Source organism: Kineosphaera limosa NBRC 100340, from assembly GCF_000298215.1.
Lineage (GTDB): Bacteria > Actinomycetota > Actinomycetes > Actinomycetales > Dermatophilaceae > Kineosphaera > Kineosphaera limosa.
The window spans coordinates 23463-42629 of record NZ_BAHD01000035.1 but is presented as its reverse complement, the minus strand read 5'-3'; the positions used below and the strand labels follow the sequence as shown (position 1 = coordinate 42629).

At 69.4% G+C, this 19167-nt stretch carries 21 protein-coding genes; 16 read left to right on the top strand and 5 right to left on the bottom strand.

Features of this window, described 5'->3' with window-relative positions; translation table 11 throughout:
- Positions 1-5 precede the first annotated feature (5 nt).
- From KILIM_RS11620 to aroB, 4 genes are read left to right on the top strand one after another with little or no spacing between them, the layout of a single operon-like run.
- Positions 6-869 carry a shikimate dehydrogenase gene (locus KILIM_RS11620; protein WP_040563119.1) on the top strand — a complete coding sequence of 288 codons (864 nt, stop codon included), beginning with the start codon at positions 6-8 and terminating at the stop codon, positions 867-869.
- Positions 870-913: 44 nt separating this feature from the next.
- Entirely contained in the window at positions 914-2134 is a 1221-nt protein-coding gene (aroC, locus tag KILIM_RS11615) for a chorismate synthase (protein WP_006592882.1), read from the top strand.
- Positions 2131-2790 carry a shikimate kinase gene (locus KILIM_RS11610; protein WP_006592881.1) on the top strand — a complete coding sequence of 220 codons (660 nt, stop codon included), beginning with the start codon at positions 2131-2133 and terminating at the stop codon, positions 2788-2790. The genes aroC and KILIM_RS11610 overlap by 4 nt, the downstream gene beginning before the upstream one ends.
- The gene (aroB, locus tag KILIM_RS11605; protein ID WP_006592880.1) at positions 2787-3884 is read left to right on the top strand and encodes a 3-dehydroquinate synthase; all 1098 of its coding nucleotides are present in this window, start codon (positions 2787-2789) and stop codon (positions 3882-3884) included. The genes KILIM_RS11610 and aroB overlap by 4 nt, the downstream gene beginning before the upstream one ends.
- Before the next feature lie 109 nt (positions 3885-3993).
- Here the strand turns inward: aroB and KILIM_RS11600 are convergent, their stop codons facing one another.
- Both KILIM_RS11600 and KILIM_RS11595 read right to left on the bottom strand, forming a co-directional pair.
- Positions 3994-5355, bottom strand: a complete 1362-nt coding sequence (locus KILIM_RS11600; protein ID WP_006592879.1) for an anaerobic C4-dicarboxylate transporter — start codon at positions 5353-5355, stop codon at positions 3994-3996.
- A gap of 237 nt (positions 5356-5592) precedes the next feature.
- A complete protein-coding gene (locus KILIM_RS11595; RefSeq protein WP_006592878.1) occupies positions 5593-6825 on the bottom strand; it encodes a trans-sulfuration enzyme family protein in 1233 nt (410 codons plus the stop codon).
- Between the two features lie 113 nt (positions 6826-6938).
- Between KILIM_RS11595 and KILIM_RS11590 the strand changes: the two genes are divergently transcribed.
- A complete protein-coding gene (locus KILIM_RS11590; protein WP_006592877.1) occupies positions 6939-7436 on the top strand; it encodes an Lrp/AsnC family transcriptional regulator in 498 nt (165 codons plus the stop codon).
- A gap of 34 nt (positions 7437-7470) precedes the next feature.
- Here the strand turns inward: KILIM_RS11590 and KILIM_RS11585 are convergent, their stop codons facing one another.
- Positions 7471-9198: a peptide ABC transporter substrate-binding protein gene (locus KILIM_RS11585; protein ID WP_006592876.1), complete on the bottom strand. Its 1728-nt coding sequence runs from the start codon at positions 9196-9198 to the stop codon at positions 7471-7473.
- 300 nt (positions 9199-9498) lie between these two features.
- Between KILIM_RS11585 and efp the strand changes: the two genes are divergently transcribed.
- The 4 genes from efp to KILIM_RS22400 are packed head-to-tail and all read left to right on the top strand — an operon-like array spanning position 9499 to position 11502.
- The gene (efp, locus tag KILIM_RS11580) at positions 9499-10059 is read left to right on the top strand and encodes an elongation factor P (RefSeq protein WP_006592875.1); all 561 of its coding nucleotides are present in this window, start codon (positions 9499-9501) and stop codon (positions 10057-10059) included.
- Positions 10059-10604: a transcription antitermination factor NusB gene (gene nusB / locus KILIM_RS11575; RefSeq protein WP_006592874.1), complete on the top strand. Its 546-nt coding sequence runs from the start codon at positions 10059-10061 to the stop codon at positions 10602-10604. The genes efp and nusB overlap by 1 nt, the downstream gene beginning before the upstream one ends.
- Positions 10594-11088, top strand: coding sequence for a hypothetical protein (locus tag KILIM_RS11570; RefSeq protein WP_006592873.1), 495 nt, complete (start codon positions 10594-10596; stop codon positions 11086-11088). The genes nusB and KILIM_RS11570 overlap by 11 nt, the downstream gene beginning before the upstream one ends.
- Positions 11089-11130: 42 nt before the next feature.
- Positions 11131-11502, top strand: coding sequence for a hypothetical protein (locus KILIM_RS22400; protein ID WP_051988761.1), 372 nt, complete (start codon positions 11131-11133; stop codon positions 11500-11502).
- Between the two features lie 41 nt (positions 11503-11543).
- Here KILIM_RS22400 and KILIM_RS11560 read toward each other — a convergent pair whose 3' ends face one another.
- Complete coding sequence (locus KILIM_RS11560; RefSeq protein WP_040563102.1) at positions 11544-12587, bottom strand: alpha/beta hydrolase; 1044 nt, start codon at positions 12585-12587, stop codon at positions 11544-11546.
- A gap of 200 nt (positions 12588-12787) precedes the next feature.
- On the opposite strand from KILIM_RS11560, the gene KILIM_RS11555 reads away from it, so the two are divergent.
- The 5 genes from KILIM_RS11555 to KILIM_RS11535 all read left to right on the top strand — a co-directional run bounded on the left by KILIM_RS11555 (position 12788) and on the right by KILIM_RS11535 (position 15715).
- Positions 12788-13627, top strand: a complete 840-nt coding sequence (locus KILIM_RS11555; RefSeq protein ID WP_040563100.1) for a PhzF family phenazine biosynthesis protein — start codon at positions 12788-12790, stop codon at positions 13625-13627.
- A 57-nt stretch (positions 13628-13684) separates the two neighbouring features.
- A complete protein-coding gene (locus KILIM_RS11550; protein WP_006592869.1) occupies positions 13685-14374 on the top strand; it encodes a CDGSH iron-sulfur domain-containing protein in 690 nt (229 codons plus the stop codon).
- 268 nt (positions 14375-14642) lie between these two features.
- Positions 14643-14960, top strand: a complete 318-nt coding sequence (locus KILIM_RS11545) for a 4a-hydroxytetrahydrobiopterin dehydratase (RefSeq protein ID WP_040563109.1) — start codon at positions 14643-14645, stop codon at positions 14958-14960.
- A 171-nt stretch (positions 14961-15131) separates the two neighbouring features.
- Positions 15132-15425: a type II toxin-antitoxin system RelE/ParE family toxin gene (locus tag KILIM_RS11540; protein ID WP_006592867.1), complete on the top strand. Its 294-nt coding sequence runs from the start codon at positions 15132-15134 to the stop codon at positions 15423-15425.
- The gene (locus KILIM_RS11535) at positions 15422-15715 is read left to right on the top strand and encodes an addiction module antidote protein (RefSeq protein WP_006592866.1); all 294 of its coding nucleotides are present in this window, start codon (positions 15422-15424) and stop codon (positions 15713-15715) included. The genes KILIM_RS11540 and KILIM_RS11535 overlap by 4 nt, the downstream gene beginning before the upstream one ends.
- 31 nt (positions 15716-15746) lie before the next feature.
- Here KILIM_RS11535 and KILIM_RS11530 read toward each other — a convergent pair whose 3' ends face one another.
- Positions 15747-17027, bottom strand: a complete 1281-nt coding sequence (locus KILIM_RS11530) for an MFS transporter (protein WP_006592865.1) — start codon at positions 17025-17027, stop codon at positions 15747-15749.
- Between the two features lie 82 nt (positions 17028-17109).
- On the opposite strand from KILIM_RS11530, the gene KILIM_RS11525 reads away from it, so the two are divergent.
- Positions 17110-17634 carry an ArsR/SmtB family transcription factor gene (locus tag KILIM_RS11525; RefSeq protein WP_006592864.1) on the top strand — a complete coding sequence of 175 codons (525 nt, stop codon included), beginning with the start codon at positions 17110-17112 and terminating at the stop codon, positions 17632-17634.
- A 62-nt stretch (positions 17635-17696) separates the two neighbouring features.
- Positions 17697-19145 (top strand): hypothetical protein, encoded by a 1449-nt coding sequence (locus KILIM_RS11520; protein WP_006592863.1) that lies wholly within the window; start codon positions 17697-17699, stop codon positions 19143-19145.
- The last annotated feature ends 22 nt before the right edge of the window (positions 19146-19167 follow it).

Sequence of the window (19167 nt, the reverse complement as noted above, 5' to 3'; positions counted from 1 at the left end):
GCGGCGTGCCCCTCACGCCGTGCCGCGCCGCGGTGCTCGGCTCCCCGATCGAACACTCGCTGTCGCCGATCTTGCACCGCACCGCCTATGCCGAGCTCGGGCTCGCCCAGTGGAGCTACGAGAAGTTCGCCGTCGGTGGCGAGGGTGAATCGAGCCTGCTGAAGTTCTTGGCCGGGCGCGACTCGCAGTGGCTGGGCTTCTCGGTGACCATGCCGTTGAAGGAGGACGCGCTGGCGATCTCGGTCGCTGCCTCCGGCCACGCGCGGGAGATGGGCGCCGCGAACACGCTGGTGCGCACCGACCGCGGCTGGATCGCCGACAGCACCGACGCCTATGGGGCGTTGGAGGCGCTGCTGGAGGCCGGGGTCGGCCAGGGTGGGCGGTCGCCGCGGCGGGCCGTGCTGCTCGGCGCCGGTGCCACCGCCCGCAGCGTCATCGACGCCCTGGGCCGCTTGGGGGTGCGCGAGATCGTCTTCGTCGTGCGCACGACCGTGCGCCCGGAGACCGAGCAGCTGGCGACCCGGCGCGGGATCGCCGTCGCGCACGAGGCCGGGCTGGCCCGCGGCCACCTCGACCGGCTCATCGCCTCCGCCGACGTCACCGTCAGCACCCTGCCGACCGGCACGGACCTGGGCCTTGACCCGGTGCCGGCCGGCACGCTGGCCGGGCGGGTGCTCATGGATGTCGTCTACGGCGGCTGGCCGACCCCGCTGGCCCGGTGGGCCGCGGACGCGGGCGCCACCACCATCTCCGGTCTGGGGATGCTCGTGCACCAGGCCGGTGAGCAGGTGCGCCTCATGACCGGATTGCCGGCGCCGGTGGCGGCGATGCGGGCGGCGGTGCTGGCCCACCTCGATTCCGGCTCCTGAACCCGCACGAGGCGCGGCTGCCGTGACGTGCGACCATTTCGGCCATGGTGCGTTGGTTGACTGCCGGAGAATCGCACGGGCCCGCGCTGGTCGCCATCGTCGAGGGGATTCCTGCGGGTGTGTCCGTGACGAGCGACGACGTGCGCGCGGCCCTGGCCCGCCGCCGGCTCGGGTACGGGCGCGGCGCCCGGCAGAAGTTCGAGCAGGACGAGCTGGAGATCCTCGGCGGCGTCCGCCACGGCTCGACGCTCGGGTCGCCGATCGCGCTGCGGATCGGCAACAGCGAGTGGCCCAAGTGGCAGACCGTCATGGCCCCCGACCCGGTGGAGCAGGAGGCGTTCGCGGCCTCCGACGACATCAACGCGCCCAAGGAGATCGCCCGCAACCGGCCGCTGACCCGCCCCCGCCCCGGGCACGCCGACCTCGTGGGGATGCAGAAGTACGGCTTCGACGAGGCGCGCCCGGTGCTGGAGCGGGCCTCCGCGCGCGAAACGGCCGCCCGGGTGGCTCTCGGGGCGGTCGCTGCCGCCTTCCTGGAGCAGGCGGCCGGCATCCGGCTGTTGTCGCACACCGTCGCCATCGGCGCGGCCTCCTCCTCCGGTGACTCGCTGCCGGGCCCCGACGACGTGCCGGGCCTCGACGAGGATCCGGTGCGCGCCTACGACGCGGCGGCCTCGGCCGCGATGGTCGCCGAGGTCGACGCGGCGCACAAAGACGGCGACACCCTCGGCGGGGTCGTCGAGGTGCTGGCCTACGGGGTGCCGCCGGGTTTGGGCTCGCACGTGCACTGGGACCGGCGCCTCGACTCCCGCCTGGCCGCCGCGCTCATGGGTATCCAGGCCATCAAGGGCGTCGAGCTCGGTGACGGCTTCGCGACCGCCGCGCGGCGTGGCTCGGCCGCCCACGACGAGATGGAACGCGACGACGCCGGGGTCATCCGGCGCCGCACCGGCCGCGCCGGCGGCACCGAGGGCGGCATGTCCACCGGCGAGGTGCTGCGCGTGCGAGCGGCGATGAAGCCGATCAGCACGGTGCCCCGGGCGCTGCACACGGTCGATGTCACCTCCACGGCGGCGGCGCAGGCCATCCACCAGCGCTCCGACGTGTGCGCGGTACCGGCGGCCGGGGTCGTCGCCGAGGCGATGGTCGCGCTCGTGCTCGCCGACGCCGTGAGCGAGAAGTTCGGCGGCGATTCCGTGGGGGAGACCGCCCGCAACGTGCGCTCGTACCTGGAGTCGATCCCGGAGGGAATGAGGTCGTGGTGAGCACGCGGGAGAGCCGAGAGGGCCAAGCGGCCACAGCGGGTGAGCAGGCCGCCTCGAGCGGGTTGATCGTCGTCATCGGACCGCCAGGGGCGGGTAAATCGACGGTCGGGCAGTTGCTGGCGCAGCGGCTCGACGTCGCGTTCGTCGACACCGACGTGATCATCGAGCGGACCGAGGGACGCACCATCCCAGAGATCTTCGTCGACTCCGGCGAGGAGGCGTTTCGGGCCGTCGAGCGACAAGCCGTCACCGACGCGCTCACCGGAGCGGTGGCGGAGTTGTCGCCCGGGCAGCCCGCGGTCATTTCGCTGGGGGGCGGAGCGATTCTCGCCGACCAGACCCAGGCGGCGCTCGGGCAGGGGCACACCGTGATCTTTCTCGATGTCGCACTTCGGGACGCCGCGCGCCGGGCCGGGTTCGACCAGGGGCGCCCCCTGCTCGCGCTCAACCCGCGGGGTCAGTGGCTGGCGCTCATGCAGCACCGCCGCCCCATCTACGAGAGCTTGGCGACGCACATCGTCGACACCGGTGGGCGCACAGCGCAGGAGGTCGTGGACGCCATCGTCGTCACCCTGAACGAGGCGGCGGTCGAGGGGGATGCCTCCGGCGAGCGCTCCGGCTCGGCATCGGAGAACTCGGGGGAGGATCGTTCGTGAGCCAGATCGACACCATTCACGTCGGGCCACCCGACGCGGGCTACGACGTGCTCGTCGGGCAGCAGGACGTCGCTGCCGGCATCGATTCGCTGCTGCCGCCGTCCGTGCACCGGGTGCTCATCGTGCACGCCGCCGCGGTGCAGCCGCTCGCCCAGCGGATCGCGGACGTGCTCGCGCAGCGGGACGTGCAGACCTACCTCGAGGTGTTGCCCGACGGGGAGGCCGCCAAGACGGTCGAGGTCGCCGCGCATCTGTGGTCGGTGCTGGGTCAGGCGGGCTTCACCCGCACCGACGCGGTCGTCGGGGTCGGCGGCGGGGCGGTCACCGACCTCGCCGGCTTCGTGGCCGGCACGTGGCTGCGCGGGGTGCCGGTGGTGCAGGTGCCGACGACGCTGCTGGCGATGGTCGACGCCGCGGTCGGCGGCAAGACGGGCATCAACACCGGCGAGGGCAAGAACCTTGTCGGCTCGTTCCACGAGCCCGCCGGGGTGCTCGTCGACCTCAGCAGCCTGCGGACCCTGCCGCGCGCCGACCTGATCGCCGGGATGGCGGAGGTCGTCAAGGGCGGATTCATCGGAGAGCCGCGCATTCTGGAGCTGCTGCGCGATGACCCGCAGGCCGCGCTCGAGCCGGACTCACCGGTCTTGCGGGAGCTGGTCGTCCGCAAGATCGCCCTCAAGGCCCGCGTCGTCACCGCCGATCTCAAGGAGGCGTCGCTGCGGGAGATCCTCAACTACGGCCACACGTTCGGGCACGCGGTGGAGCAGGTCAACGGGTACCGCCGTCGGCACGGCGAGGCGGTGGCGCTCGGCATGATCTACGTCGCCGAACTGGCCCGCCGCGCCGGGCTGCTCGACGACGCGGGTGTCGCGGATCACCGGGCCGTGCTCACCGCGATCGGCCTGCCGACGACCTACACCCCGCCTCCGGGGCAGGGGTGGGACGAGCACCTGGCCGCGATGCGCCGCGACAAGAAGACCCGCGGCGCCCTGCTGCGCTTCGTCGTCGTCGACAGCGCGGGCGAACCCGGCCGGCTCGAAGGGCCCTCGGAGGAGGACCTGCGCGCCGCCTACGACGCGGTCGTCACGCCCTGACGCCCGGCGTCCTGAGTCGCCGCGCCGCATACCGAGCCGCCGGCCCCATCGGGGGACCGGCGGCTCGGTGTCTGTTGAGTTGTGGACGGTGAGTTGTGGACGGCGTAACTCAGCCGAGCAGCAGCTGGGCCAGCGGGTAGCCGACGAGGCAGGAGACGGCCACGCAGATCAGGCCGGGCACCAAGAAGCTGTGGTTGATCACGAACTTGCCGATGTGCGTCGTGCCCGACCGGTCGAAGCCGATGGCCGCCAGATCGGAGGGGTAGGTCGGCAGGATGAAGTAGCCGTAACCGGCGCCGATGAATCCGACGATCGCCACGGGGTCGACGCCCAACGCGAGACCGACCGGCACGATCGCGGTGATCGCTGCGGCCTGACTGTTGACGAGCTTGGAGACGAGGAACAACACCAGGGCGTACATCCAGGGGGCCTGGGCGACCACCCCAGCCAGGCCGGCCTCCAGGTCTTCGAGGTGCGCGCCGAAGAACGTCTCGCTCATCCACGCGACACCGAAGACCGCAAAGATCGCGACCATGCCCGCCTTGAACACCCCGGAATTAGGAATGTCGGCTGTCTTGACCTTGCAGGTCATGAGAATGATCGCGCCAGCGACCAGCATGAGGATCTGGATCGTCAGGTTCATCGACAATGGCGCCATGCCGCCGGCTTCCGTCGGGAACGAGGGGCGCAATCCTTCGAAGGCGCCGAGCAGCACGACCACGGCAATAGCGGTGAAGAAGATTCGGGTGGCCCGGTAGGCCTCCTTGGACGACGTGGAGTCGAGCAGGGTCGATCCCCCGGAGTAGACGTACTCGCGCATCTTGGGGTCGGCGATGCGAGCCTGGAACACCGGGTCGTCGTCCAGGTCCTTGCCGCGGCGGATCGACCAGAGGGCCGCGACAAGCACACCGCACAGCGATGCGGGCAGCGAGACCATGAGGATCTGCGGGATCGTGAAGGCCTGCCCGACACCGGCACGTTCGGCCAGGATCGAGGCCATCGAGACGACCGCTACGGACACCGGGGAGGCCGTGATGCCCATTTGGGCGGCCACGGACGAGATGGCCATCGGCCGCTCGGGGCGGATGTTCTTCTTCAGCGAGATGTCGGCGATGATCGGCAGCATCGTGTAGACGACGTGGCCGGTGCCGCACAGGACGGTCAGCGTCCAGGTCGTCAGCGGGCCCAGGATGGTGATGTGCTGCGGGTGCTTACGCAGGATGCGTTCGGCGACGCGCATCAGCACGTCGAGGCCGCCGGCCGTCTGCAGCACCGAGGCGCAGCCGATGACCGCCAGGATCGTCAGCATCACCTGGATCGGTGGCTCTCCCGGTGGCAGGCGGAAGACGAAGACGAGGATCAGTAGGCCGACGCCGCCGAGCAGTCCCAATCCCATGCCGCCGCGGTGGGCGCCGAGGAGAAGGCAGGCGAGGACGACGGCAAGTTGCGCAATGAGTAGGGCGATCTCCAACGAAGGCTCCAGCGTGAGGGTGAGGTAACGAGGCGTCTGGACGTGCGCCTCACCTCAAACAAGCTATTGCGTTCTCTGGATGTCGCCCTAGGGTCGTTAGTCCTGGCTGCTAGTGAATGCCATTGCGATATCGGAGTCGCAGCGTTTGACCTGCTCAGACAAGCTGTTGCGCGATAGTTTCGCGCAACAGCTTGCGGTGAACAGTTGAAGCCCTAGTGGATTGAACACTGGCCTTTCTTAGATGGCCCACGAGTGGCCGGCGGCGGCCATGTGGGGCTCGGCGTCCGCGCGGTCGCTGACGACCTCGGGGCGCAGCGCCTGGTCGAGGTCCGCGACGAGGTCGCCGACGGCCTCCAGGCCGATGGACAGGCGCACGACCCCGGCGCCGGGCCGGGCGTGCGCGGCCACTGGGCGGTGGGTCAGGGCCGCGGGGTGCTGGATGAGGGAGTCGACCCCTCCGAGCGAGACGGCGTGGGTGAACAGCCGCACCGAGGTCACCAGGTGCGCCGCGGCGTCGTAGCCGCCGCGCAGGGTTACCGCGAGCATGGCGCCCGGGCCGCGCATCTGGGTGCCGAGCAGGCCGGCCGGGTCCGCCGACAAGCCGGGGTAGTGCACCTGCTCGACCGCGGGGTGATCGGCGAGCCACGCGGCGACCGCTCCGGCTCCGGCCTGCTGGGCGCGCATGCGGATCGGCAGCGTCGCCAGTCCGCGGTGCAGCAGGTAGGCACCGAGCGGATGCAGCAGCCCACCGGTGACGGCCCGCACCCGGCGCAGCGCCGCGGCCGACTCCGACGAGCAGGCGATGACGCCACCGATGACGTCGCCGTGACCGCCCAGGTACTTCGTGGCGCTGTGCAGCGACATCGATGCGCCCAACGCCAGCGGGTTCTGCAGCGCCGGGGTCGCGAACGTGTTGTCGACGAGCACCGGCACATCGCCGGCCTGCGCGACAACGGCGGCGATGTCGACGAGGTCCAGGGTCGGGTTCGCGGGCGTCTCCAGCACGACGAGGCCGGTGTCGGGGCGCAGTGCCGCACCGACCTCCTCCGCGTTCGCGTAGGTGACCTCGGTGCCGAGCAGGCCCGTGGCCAGCAGGTGGTCGGTGCCGCCGTAGAGCGGGCGGACGGCCACGACATGGCGACGGCCAGACTCCGCAGTGGTCAACAACGCCGCGCTCATCGCCGCCATGCCGGAGCTGAAGGCAACAGCCTCATCGGCGCCCTCGAGCTGGGCCAGGGCGTCTTCGAAGCGTGCCACGGTGGGGTTCCACAGGCGCTGGTAGACCAGGCTCCCGTCGGCCGGCGGGCGTCCGCCGAAGGCCATCGCCTCGTAGGAGGCGCCGGCGTGCTCCAGGTCGGGCAGCGGGTTGGTGGTCGACAGGTCGATCGGGAGGGCGTGCACACCGAGCTCTGCGAGATCGTCGCGGCCCGCGTGTACGGCCATGGTGTCCAGGTGGTGGTGTGCCGTCATGAACCTACGATGAGCGGTTCAGCAACAAGTGTCGATAGATGCTGCTGAATCTGTTGCCTAATGTCGCAAACTGGAGGTTCTCAACAAGCAGCAACGATATTCGGAGGGCGATTTTGGCGAAACCACAACCCCCGCCCGCGCTCGACGACATCGATCGGCGCATCCTCGCCGCGCTCGTCGAGAACGCAGAGTTGACGAACAAGGCGCTCGCCGTGCGGCTGGGCCTGGCCGAGTCGACGTGCGCCTATCGCGTGCGGGCGCTGCGGGCGAGCGGGATCATCCGCGGCGTGCACCTCGACCTCGACCTCGCCGCGCTCGGGTGCCCGCTGCTGGCGGTCGTCAAGGTGCGCCTCGGCAGCCACGACGAGGTGGGGGTGAGCACTCTGTTCGACCAGTTGGTCGCCGTGCCCGGGGTGCTGCGGGTGCTGCACGTCGCCGGCGCCGACGACTTTCACCTGCTGATGGCGGTGCAGGACGCGCAGGCGCTGCGCGACATCGTGCTGCGCCACGTCACCGTGCACCGAACCGTGCGATCGACCGAGACTCAACTCGTGTTCGAGGCGCGTTACGGCGTCGGCATCCCGCTCGTGCCCGACGCGCGCTCGACCTGACCGGGCGACTCCGGCCCACTCACGACAGGGCTGGTCAGGGGCGGGTGATGGCGGCGTAGTCGACGGCGCCGAAGACGTCGGTGCGCACCCCGGTCACTTCTGTGCCGGTGGCGCCGACCGCATTGCGCGACCACAGCGGCACGACCGGCATCGTCGCGAAGATCAGCGGTTGTGCCTGGCTGAACGCCGCCGGCTGGGCGCCGACCGAGGCGGTGGCGGCGACCAGGAAGCGGGTGTCGACGAGCGGGTCGGAGAAGCCGCTCGTGTTGTCGGGCGAGCCGGTGCTGAAGCGGGGCACGAGGAAGGCGGACAGGGTCGGCCGAGTCATCTGCCAGCTCTGCAGGTAGGGGCCTTGCTCGTCGCCCAGGGCCACCGCCTCCCGCAGTGCCCGCAGTGTGGGGTAGGTGCGCGGCTCGCACGGGACGCCCAGGGCCTGGGTCACCTCGCGGCAGACTTCGGTGGCCACCGGGCCCTCGTCGTGGTCCGCGGCGTAGGCGATCGTCAGCGGCCCCTCCCACGCGCCAGCCGCCCGGGCCGACTCCGCAGCGAGCGTCTGATCGCGGTTGCACCACTGGCCGCACGCATCGGTCGAGTAGCCCTCGACGACGGGCGCGGACAGGTCGGTGGCGGGCAGCGCGGCTCCGGCGAGCAGCCCGGAGGCGATCGTTGCGCGGTCGATCGAGGCCGAGATGGCCTCGCGCAGGTGCACGCCACGCTGACCTGTCCACGGCTCCCGGTGCACGGGGAACACCAGCGACTGCGCGACGCCGACCGGCTGGTTGACGGCCCGGCCGCCGAACTCCGTGCGGTACTTGGGCAGGTCGGAGACCGGGATGAGGTCGAGCACGTCGAGGTTGCCGGCGCGCAGGTCGTCGAGGGCCGCGCTGGCGGTGGGGTAGACCTTGAGGTCGATGCCGTCGTTCTGCGGCGCCTGCCCCCCGCGATAGGCGGGATTGGGTCGCAGCGGGACGACCGCCGCGGCGTCGGAGGTCTGGGGCCAGGTGCCCTCGAGTCGGTAGGGGCCGTTGCCCACGGGATTTCGTGACCAGGCGGCGGGATCGGTGAGGGCGGCCTTGGGTAGCGGCGCGAACGACAACTGCCCGAGGGCGTCGGGGAAGTCCGGCTGCGGCTGGTTGAGGGTGACCTGGAAGGTGTTCTCGTCGATGACCTGCAGGCCGGCGAGGGTGTCGGCGGAGGTCGGGTCGGAGGAGGGGCGGCGCACGGTGGCGAACCCGAGGATCGGGGCGAAGTCCTGCGCCCGGTATTGGCCGGAGTCGGCGCGGGCTGCGTAGTTCCAGGCGTCGACGTATGAGGAGGCCGTCACGGGCTCACCGTCGCCGAAGGTCCAGCCGGGCTGCAGGCGGATCGTGAACGTCTTGTTGTCTGCTGTCTCGATGGCTTGGGCCATCTCGTCGACGGCCTTGCCCTTGGTGTCGTAACGCTTGAGGCCGCGGAGCAGGAGCCCGAGCGCGCGCGCGGTGTAGGGGTCCTCGATGTTGGCGGGCCGCAGGTCGGTGGCCAGCGGCAGGGCGCTGGCGCGAATGGGTTTGACCGGCACCGGAGTGCTCGGGGAGGCCGTCGGGCTCGTCGGCTCGGTGGTCTCGGGAGAGCCGGCGCCGGGTTGCCCGCTGCACGCGGTGAGCGTGAGCAGCAGTCCCGCCGTGACCCCGGCTAGCCAGCCCCGCAGGGGCCGCGTGCGGCGAGGTCGCACGGGCAGCGTCGACCGAGTCGCAGCAACTGCGTCGTCGGCCGGGCGGAGCATGGTTCTAGCCTGTCACGGCTGCGCGGCGCGCCGCATCGGGAGTCCACCGGCTCCCGAGTGTGATCGGTTCGTTGCCCGGCGGTGCCCGCCCCCTCTCCTCGACGGTCGCGCTCCCTGCCGACGAATGCGGTTGCGACCGCGCCCGAACGCAGGGAGCGCGACCGTCGGGCTGGGGGCCGGCGCGGCGCGGGGTGCGCGGGGCGGGCAGCCGGTGCCGGTAGACTGGTGGCGATCTTCGCGTGCCCGCCGGCCGAGCCGGTGCGCTGGCGCGCTCCGATACCGACGAAAGTGAATCGACCTGTGGCATCGACGAACGACCTGAAGAACGGCATGGTGCTCAACATCGAGGGCCAGCTGTGGAGCGTGGTGGAGTTCCAGCACGTCAAGCCCGGCAAGGGCCCGGCGTTCGTGCGCACCAAGCTGAAGAACGTGCTCTCGGGCAAGACGGTCGACAAGACCTTTAACGCCGGCACCAAGGTCGAGACGAGCAACGTCGATCGGCGCACGATGCAGTTCTTGTACAAGGACGCCGACGACTTCGTCTTCATGGACGGCAAGACCTTCGACCAGCTGCACGTCAACTCCGACGTGGTGGGCGACGCGTCGAACTTCCTGCTGGAGAACCAGGAGGCGATCGTCGCCACCCACGAGGGCAGCCCCCTGTTCGTCGAGCTGCCGGCGTCGGTGGAGCTGACGATCACCTACACCGAGCCGGGCCTGCAGGGCGACCGGTCGACCGGCGGCACGAAGCCGGCGACGCTGGAAACCGGCGCGCAGATCCAGGTGCCGCTGTTCCTGGAGACCGGCACCAAGGTCAAGGTCGACACCCGCGACGGCTCCTACCTTTCGCGCGTCTCCTGATGCCGACGTCCGCCCGCCCCGCGCCCGGCGAGCTACCGCCCCCGGTCGAGGGGGCGGAGCGGATCCGCACCGTCCAGCAGCCCAAGGGCACGCTGACCTCCACCCGCTCCAAGGCGCGCCGGGCGGCCGTCGACCTGCTCTTCGAGGCCGACCAGCGCGGCCTCAACGCCGGTGACCTGCTCGACCAGCGGGTCGCGACCCCGGCGGGCCAGTCGCCGCTGCGCGAGTACACGGTGCGGCTGGTGCGCGGGGTCGTGGAGAACTGGAACGGCATCAACGAGGTGCTCGCCACCTACAGCCGCGGCTGGCCGCTGGAGCGTATGCCCGCCGTCGACCGCGCCATCCTGCGCGTCGGCGCCTGGGAGCTGGAGTACAACGACGACGTGCCCGCCGGCGTCGCCATCTCCGAGTCCGTCGAGCTGGCCAAAGCCCTGAGTACCGACGATTCTCCGACCTTCGTCAACGGCCTCCTCTCCCGCATCGCCCAAGTCGTCGGTGACTCGGGCACCACGGAGCAAGAGCCCGAGGGCGATCGTGCTCTTTGAGCCGGATTTGAGTGCGTCAGAAGCGGAGTTACTGCGCGATGCTCAGTCCGATGTGGTCGAGGTGCAGGCTCGTGTGGCTGGCCACCCGGCATTGAGCCGGCAGGTCATTGAGGTGCTCCTGCAGTCGGAGCATGCGGTTGTCCCGCACATTGTGGCGCAGAACATGGAGATCCCTCCTGACGTGCTGTTGCGTTTGGCCTGTCGCGATACCCAGTTGCTGGATCTCGTCCTCATGAACCCTTCATGCCCCCTCGCATTAGTGCTTGGTCAGGTGGCTGGTTCTTTGCCGAGTTGGCAGATCCTACGCGCTGCCACTTTGCTGGTGCCCGAAGGTGACGCGACCGAGCGGTACGACGCCCTCGTCTTCCGAATGCCGGATGTGCAGTTGGCTGCCATCGTGGACGAAGTAAATGCTGACAGGGAGGTTGCCATGCTTGCCGTTAATCCGTTTCCTGGGGCGCTCAAGTCATGGCGTAGCGCGTAACCTGATTCAACTGGCTCGCTTTGAATGGGAGTGCGTGAACCCGTGGATCGTCAAGATTTCAGCGACACGATTTCGAGGTTGCTGTCCGACGAGTCGCTTGAGTGGTTTCCGCGGGCCTCGTTGACGTTTCCAGGCGACACTGTTGGCGATGGTCAGAAGGTTGCTGTGGTCGATTTGGATGGCCAGCTGTTTCAGCTTCTGGAGAACCCTTATCTGGAGCCCGCGTGGCAGGTTGCGGACTTGGCGTCGCAGCTGCAGGATGTGCTTGTCGAAATGGCGCCATCCTTGCGGCTCGAGTCGGTCTGGCCGGCCTGCGTTGCTCATCAGCACACCCATCCGCTGACGGCGACCGTGCGGGACGGCAGGGCGGTGTGGGAATGCCCGGCAACGCACGAGACGGTTCGTCCGATCTGAGCGCTCCGACTACGGGCCGACTGTGCAGTCTTGTTCGGGGGCTACTTCTGCGGCGCGAAGCCGCTGGTGGAGGCGCCGAGCCACTTGAGGGTGGCCGGGATGTAGGGGAGCCAGAACATGGGGTGATGGCGTCCGGAGTCCAGCACCACGGCATCCAGTGATGTCGGCGCCTTGGCGGCGGCGATCATCGTGCTGGACGTGGGATAGGACTCCTTGTCGGTTTTCGCCATGAGCAGCCAGAGGGCGACCGGCGGCGCTTGCTCTCGCAAGACCTTGGTGAGGTTGTAGCGCTGACCGGAGGGGCTCTCGGGCGTGAACGGAATGTAGGGCGGGTCGAATTCGGGGTAGCCCTGGCCGCCGACGGAGACCGCGGAGCCGAAGGTCGCCGGGTGCAGGGTCGAGGCCATGAGGGCGCACCAGCCTCCGGTCGACGCGCCATAGCCGGCCCACGAACCGCGATCCCGTGCCACCCGATACGTGCCGGCGATATACGCGGGCACGTCCTGCGTCAGCCACGTCTCCATCGCCACATTGCCGCCGCCGCCGTCGACGCACTCGGTGTCCAATCCTGCGGGCGCCCAATCCGGGAGGACGATGACCGCCTCTCGCATTTTGCCCTTTTCAACGAGCTTCGCCATTTCTTCGTCGAGGTGGTAGTAGCTGAAGAACGCCAACGGTGCGGGCTTATAGCCGTGGAAGACCTCGATGACGGGGTACTGGGTGCGCTCGTGACCGGGCTTGTTGTACGACGGTGGGAACCACACATAGGCGCTGCCCGAGTGGCCTGACGCAGGACCGGGGATCGTGATCTTCGTGTAGCCACCCCCTCCGGGCGTGCCGGTCAGGCCCTGCGGGGTCTCGTTGCGGCTCGCCGGGAGCGCCTGCAGCGGACTGGCCAGGCGCACTGCGCCGGCGGCTGCGGGGGTGGCGCCCGCGTGTGTGGCGTTCGCCTTGGGGGCGACGGCAGGCGTCGCGTTCTCTTGCGCAGCGGTCGTGCTGGCCGCCTTCTGCTTCGCGGCCGGCTCCGAGCCCAGCGACAGCGCACAGCCGCTGAGGGCGAGGGCCGTAAGAGTGGCGGTGCCCATGGCCGTGACCCTGCCGACGAGCCGAACGCGCGCAGACCGACTCGAGCGACCATGCATGTGTGTGACTCCTCCTCGGCGGCAGTCGATCGCCTCCGGTCAGCCGTATCCGGCGAATTTGTGTCGACACCGGCGAGATTGCGCCCGCCGACTGAAGTGACGCTGAGGGGTGCGTGTTCGCTGTGCTGCTTAGGCTGGGGCGCATGAGCAAGCCGTTCAGTCAGGTCGACGTGTTCACCGACGAGGCCTTCCGCGGCAATCCGGTCGCGGTCGTGCACGAGGCCGACGGACTCGACGAGGCGACGATGGCCGCGTTCGCCCGCTGGACCAACCTCTCGGAGACGACGTTCATGCTGGAGCCCACGCCGCAGGGCCGGGCCGGGGGAGCGGATTACCGGCTGCGGATCTTCACCCCCGGCGGCGAGCTGCCGTTCGCCGGGCACCCCACCCTCGGGTCGGCGTGGGCGTGGCTGCAGGCCGGCGGCGTGCCGGCCGGTGAGCGGATCGTGCAGGAGTGCGGCGTCGGGCTCATCGACGTGCGGCTGGAGGGCGACCGGTTGGCATTCGCCGCGCCCGAGCTGCTGCGCTCCGGGCCGGTCGACGACGCGACCCTTGCCCAGGCGCTGGCATCGTTGGGGCTGGGGTCATGCGAGGGCGCCGCGTGGGTCGACAACGGCCCGGGTTGGCTGGGTGTGCTGGTGCCGGATGCCGAGACGGTGCTCGGCTTGCGCCCGGACTTCGCGGTGATGGGCGACCTCAAGCTCGGCGTCATCGGCCGCTACCCCGACGGCGCCCCGGCGGATGTCGAGGTGCGCGCCTTCGTGCCGACCCTCGGGGCCGCCGAAGACCCGGTGACGGGAAGCCTCAACGCCGGCCTCGCCCTCTGGCTCATCGACTCCGACGAGTTGCCCGAGCATTACGTCGCCTCCCAGGGCACGGCGCTGGGCCGCGCCGGCCGCGTGCACATCGACCGCGAAGACGGCCAAGTGTGGGTCGGCGGCCGCAGCACCGTGCGCATCCGCGGGACCCTCGCGCTCGACTGAGTCAGCTCCCCATCCGACTGGCGCGCCTTCGGTACCCTGGCGCAGTAGCGTTTCGGCATGGGTGACTCAGTGCGACGCATCGAAGCGACCGAAAACGGACCGTACGGCGTGTTCGGGAGAGTGGACCTCGTGCGAGTCGGGGTGCTCAGTGAGGGCGGGCACCCGATCGAGTGGCAGGAGCCCGCGGCCGTCGACACCTCCGGAGAGGCCGACGACGAGGGCACCTACTGGCTGTGCCGGTGCGGCCGGTCGGGCAACAAGCCGTTCTGCGACGGCAGCCACAAGTCGGGGCCGCAGCCCTTCGACGGCACCGAGGCTGCCCCGACCGACTCCTACGAGGCGCGCGCACGAGTCATGCAGGGTCATGGCGTCCAGGTGCGCGACGACCGCGGCATCTGCGAGCACACCGGGTTCTGCATGCGCGCCGACACCAACGTGTGGAAGATGGTCCGCTCCGACGACGCCGACGTCGTCGAGCAGATGGTGGCCATGGTCGACCACTGCCCCTCCGGTGCCCTGACCCACCGCACCGACGGCGACCGCGTCGACGACGAGCCCGACCTGCCCCAACGGATCCTCATCGTCGACGACGGCCCGCTGTGGGTGACCGGCGGCGTGCCGGTCGACCGCGCCGACGGCGCCGACCTGCAGACCCGCAACCGCATGACCCTGTGCCGCTGCGGCGCCAGCAAGTTCAAGCCCCTGTGCGACGGCAGCCACGCCGAGGTCGGGTTCACCGACAGCTGACGTACCCGGACGCGGGTGAGCGCTGAACAGATGGCGTAGCTCCCGCGCTCGGCGCCCGAGCGGGCCCGGTGGTGGCGAGTGGAGAACGTCATCGCTCCGGCCACCCCAGATCGCGGCCGTGAGCGCGCCTTCACGGACTCGGGTCGGGACTGGAGTCTTTGATGTACTCCGTTCGCCACAGCGCTGGGTGACTGCGCTGCGTGGCTCGTTGCCGATCACGCAGATCACGCCGGATGCGGTCGGTGCGCCTGCGGCCTACGTTGGGCTCATGAGTGACGACAACCAGAGCGTGACAAGCGAATCCGTGGGGAAGGCGGGCCTGTCGAACTGGGCCGTCTCCGACTCCGGGCTGTCGGTGACCTACGACTGCGGCGGCTTCACCGGCGGCGGGCAGTTCGTCGCGGCCGTGGCCGCCCTGGCCGACCGGCGCAACCACCACCCGGACCTGTCCCTGAGCTACCCGGGCCACGTCACCGTCGTGACGCTGAGCCACGACGTCGGCAAGCTCACCGACCGCGACCTCGGGCTGGCGACGGCCATCGAACGGCTCGCCGGGGAGGACGGCTACTCGGCCGTCACCGACTGACGCCGAGTGCTGGCAGGGCGACGGAGGGCGGGCTCGTCCTCGGGGCTGGGTTCGCGGCGCGCATCCAACTCCCTGGTAGCTCACGCATCCGGACGTGCGGCGAGAGGGCCACCGTGGTGGCCAGCAAGACGGGTTGTCGGGGGCGCGTAATGTGAACTATGGTTGACACTAATGGAAGTGTTGCGATCGGCGACCTTCGACCGTTGGCTTGCAGGCCTTCGGGACAGAGGCGCTGCGGTGCGGATCCAGGTGCGCATCGATCGCCTGCTTCTCGGCAATCCCGGGGACGTCAAGCCGGTCGGCGGAGGCGTCTCCGAGTTACGCATCAATCACGGCCCGGGTTATCGGGTCTACTTCGTTCAGCGAGGTGACCGGCTCGTCATCCTGTTGAGCGGCGGTGACAAGTCGAATCAAGCGCGTGACATAGCGAAGGCCCACGAGTTGGCGAAGGAGTGGCGGGAATGAGCGAGACCTATTCGCGGTACGACTCCGCGGACTACTTGAAGACGCCCCACGATGCCGCGCTCTATCTCGAGGCTGCCCTGGAAGAAGCGGGGGACGATCCTGCCTTCATCGCGCACACATTGGGAGTCATCGCCCGTTCAGGGAATCTCAGCGCCTTGGCTCGCGAGACCGGCCTGAGCCGCGAGGGGCTCTACAAGGCGCTGTCCGAAGATGGGAACCCCAGCTTCGCAACGATCCTGAAGGTCAGCAAGGCGTTGGGGCTGCGGATCGAATTCCACGCCGTGGCCTGAGTGGCCCGAGTGGCCCGAGTGGCCTGCCGGGTCAGCCCCGACTGCCGTTCTCGGTGCGGTACGCGTCCAGTTCTCGCGGCAGGTCGCGCATCGAGATCAGCGGGGAGAAGAGGACCGGGACCGCCGCCAGCAGGTTCAGGGCGCAGAAGATCACGAACGTGGGCAGCATCCCGAGCTGATGCCCGAGCACGCCGCCGACGAACGCGCCGATCGGCACGGGCCCGAGGACGAGGAAGCGAATGGAGGCGTTCATCCGGCCGAGCAGCGGCTTGGGGCACAGCCGCTGCCGGAAGCTGACCTGCCCGATGTTGTAGACGACGACCCCCCAGGCCATGGCCGTCCAGCCCACGATGAGCGTCGGCAGTGCGGGCAGCACGTGCGCCAACGGCACACCGAACGAGGCCACCGCGCAGATGAGCGCCCCCAGCGGGATGGACCGTCCCTCGCCGACGAGCCGCCCGAAGCGCTCGGCGGTCAGCGCCCCCACCAGCCCGCCCGCACCGGCAAGCGCGAAGACCATGCCGACGGTGACCTCGCTGAGCCCCAGCACCGTCAGCGCGTACAGCATGAACAGCGCGTTGACGCCGCCGCCGGCGAAGTTCAGCGTCCCGGTGCACATGACGATCCGACGCAGCAGCGGATGGTCGAGCACTAAGGCAAGACCCTTGCGGATCTCGGTCGCCAGCGGGCGCCTCGCCGCCACGTCGCTCACTTGCTCCTGGTGCCGGATGCGGCTGACGAGCAGCGACGACAACGCCATGCAGGCGGCGGTCACCGCGATGACCAGGGGCGATCCGATGAGCCGGACCAGTGACCCGGCCACCGCCGGGCCGGAGACGAGCGCCGCCGACCGGCTGGCCTCCAGTTTGGAGTTGCCCTCGCTGATCGCCTCACTCTCGACAAGTTCGGGCAGATACGACTGATTGGCCACGTCGAAGAAGACCGTGATGCAGCCGGTCAGGAACGCCACGACGTACAGCTGCCACATCCCAAGCCACCCGCCGACGAATGCGAGGGGGATCGTCAGCAGCAACGTGGCCCGAGCCAGGTCGCCCAGCACGATCACGTGCTTCTTGCGCCACCGGTCCACCCAGGCGCCGGCCGGGAGGCCGATGAGCAGGTACGCCAGCATCTCCAGGGCGGTCAGGACCCCCATCTGGAACTCCCCGGCGCCCAGCACCTGGATGGCCACGAGCGGCATCGCGAAGCCCACGATCTGCATCCCGAAGACCGAGACCGTGTCTCCCATCCACAACAGCCGGAAGTCGCGATGCCGGAACAGCGTGCGCCGCGCAGACGAGTTCGTGACCACGCCGACCTCCAGTGATTGGGAATATTCAATCGCTAGCTTCCAGCAGCGATTGGGATTTGTCAATCGTTGCTATCGTGGGGCTATGGGCGAACGTCATGGCGACCAGGAGCACCGGGACGCCACGGAGGCGGAGGCCAAGGCGCTCGCCTCCGGGGTCCGCCTGCGCATCCTGCGAGCGACGCTCGACGAGCCGCTGAGCAACCGGGAGATCGCGCAGACGCTCGACCTCAAGCCCGCGACCGCCCTGCACCACGTGCGCACCCTCGTCGACACCGGCTTTCTCGAGGCGCTGGAGCCGCGCCGCGGCCGACGCGGTGCCCGCGAGATCCCCTACCGGGCCACCGGAAAGTCCTGGTTCACGAACGCTCCCGCGAGTTCCGCCTCGATGTTGGAGGCGTTCCTGGCGGAGGTCAGCCGGGCACCCACCGAGAACCAGGGCATGACCCGGATGTCATTGCGTCTACCCGACGAGCAGCTGGAGGAGTTCCGCGAACGACTCTTCGAGTTGCTGCAGGAGTTTCACGACCGGCCGCGCGACCCGCAGGCGCAGCCGTGGTCCCTGTTCGTGGCGCTCCACCCTGACACCAGTCAACGCCGCAGCACATGACGAAGGCGACTGGGCCGCATAGCCTGACGGCCACGCTGGAGTCGACGGTAGGGAGAACAGCGATGTTGGACGAGGCTCGAGAGCGCGGGATGCGCCCGGAGTACGCGGACGTCAAGCGCGGCGACCTCAAGGACCGGCTGGAACGGCTGCAACGCCAGGCCGCCGACGCCGGGATGCCGGTGCTCGTACAGATCGACGGGTGGGAGTGCTCCGGCAAGGGCTACGTCATGACCCACCTGCTGCGCCGGCTCGACGCCCGTGGATTCTCTGTGCACGTCTTCGACCACCTGACCGACGAGGACCGTGAGTATGTGCCGAGCCAGCGCTATTGGCAGGCCATCCCCGCCGAGGGTGATATCACCGTGTTCGATCGCAGCGTCTACACGGGCCTGATGAATCGCCTCGACCTCGACGAGGCCGACGACGAAGCCCGCATCGAGGCGCTCGCCGCCACCGAGAAGGCCCTCACCGACGACGGCATGGTCGTCGTCAAGTTCTTTCTGCACATCACCCGCAAACAACAGTCCAAGCGCATCGAGGAGTACGCGTCCGATGCGCGCGAGGTGCTCATCTCCCCGCACGATCGTTGGCAGAATCGTCGCTACAAGAAGCTCGCCGTGCGCATCGAGGACGTGCTCGAGCGCACGAACTTCGCGTTCGCGCCGTGGCACGTCGTCGACGCCGGCCATCGCAAACAGGCCTCCATCGAGGTGCTCGGTATCGTCTGCGACGCCATCGAATCAGCACTGACCACAAGGGAATCGGTCGCGCAGGCGCCCGTCGACCGCTCCTACGGCACGCCGCCGGACATCCTCGGTGAGGTGCCGCTGGACCTCGCGCTCACCGACGAGGAGTACGACGAGCAACTCGGCCCGCTGCAGGAGGAGGCCGGCGCCCTGGCCTACCGCCTGGCCCAGGCCGACATCCCCACCCTCATGGTCTTCGAAGGAATGGACGCCGCCGGTAAAGGCGGGGCAATTCGCCGGCTCATCAAAGGCTTCGACCCGCGGCTGTTTCGCATCAACCCGACCGCCGCGCCCGAGGGCAAGGACAAGAAACACCACTACTTGTGGCGCTTTTACAACAACCTGCCCGCCCGTGGCCGCATCGCGATCTTCGACCGCTCCTGGTACGGCCGCGTCATGGTCGAACGCATCGAAGAGTTCGCCACCCAGGCCGAATGGGACCGAGCCTTCGGCGAGATCAACGCCATGGAGAAGGAGTTCACCGACGACGGGATGCTGCTCCTGAAGTTCTTTCTCTACATCGACCCTGACGAGCAACTCGCCCGCTTCGACGCCCGCGCGCAGGACAAGCCGTGGAAGCTGACCGACGAGGACTGGCGCAACCGCGAGAAGTGGGACCAATACGTCAACGCGATGAACGAGATGATCGCCCGCACCTCCCCGCCGAACGCCCCCTGGACCGTCGTCGCCGGCAACGACAAACAGCACGCCCGCATCGACGTCCTCAAGACCTTTATCGAGCGCGCGCAGCAGATCCTCGACTGACCATCCTCAACGGTCGCCCGAG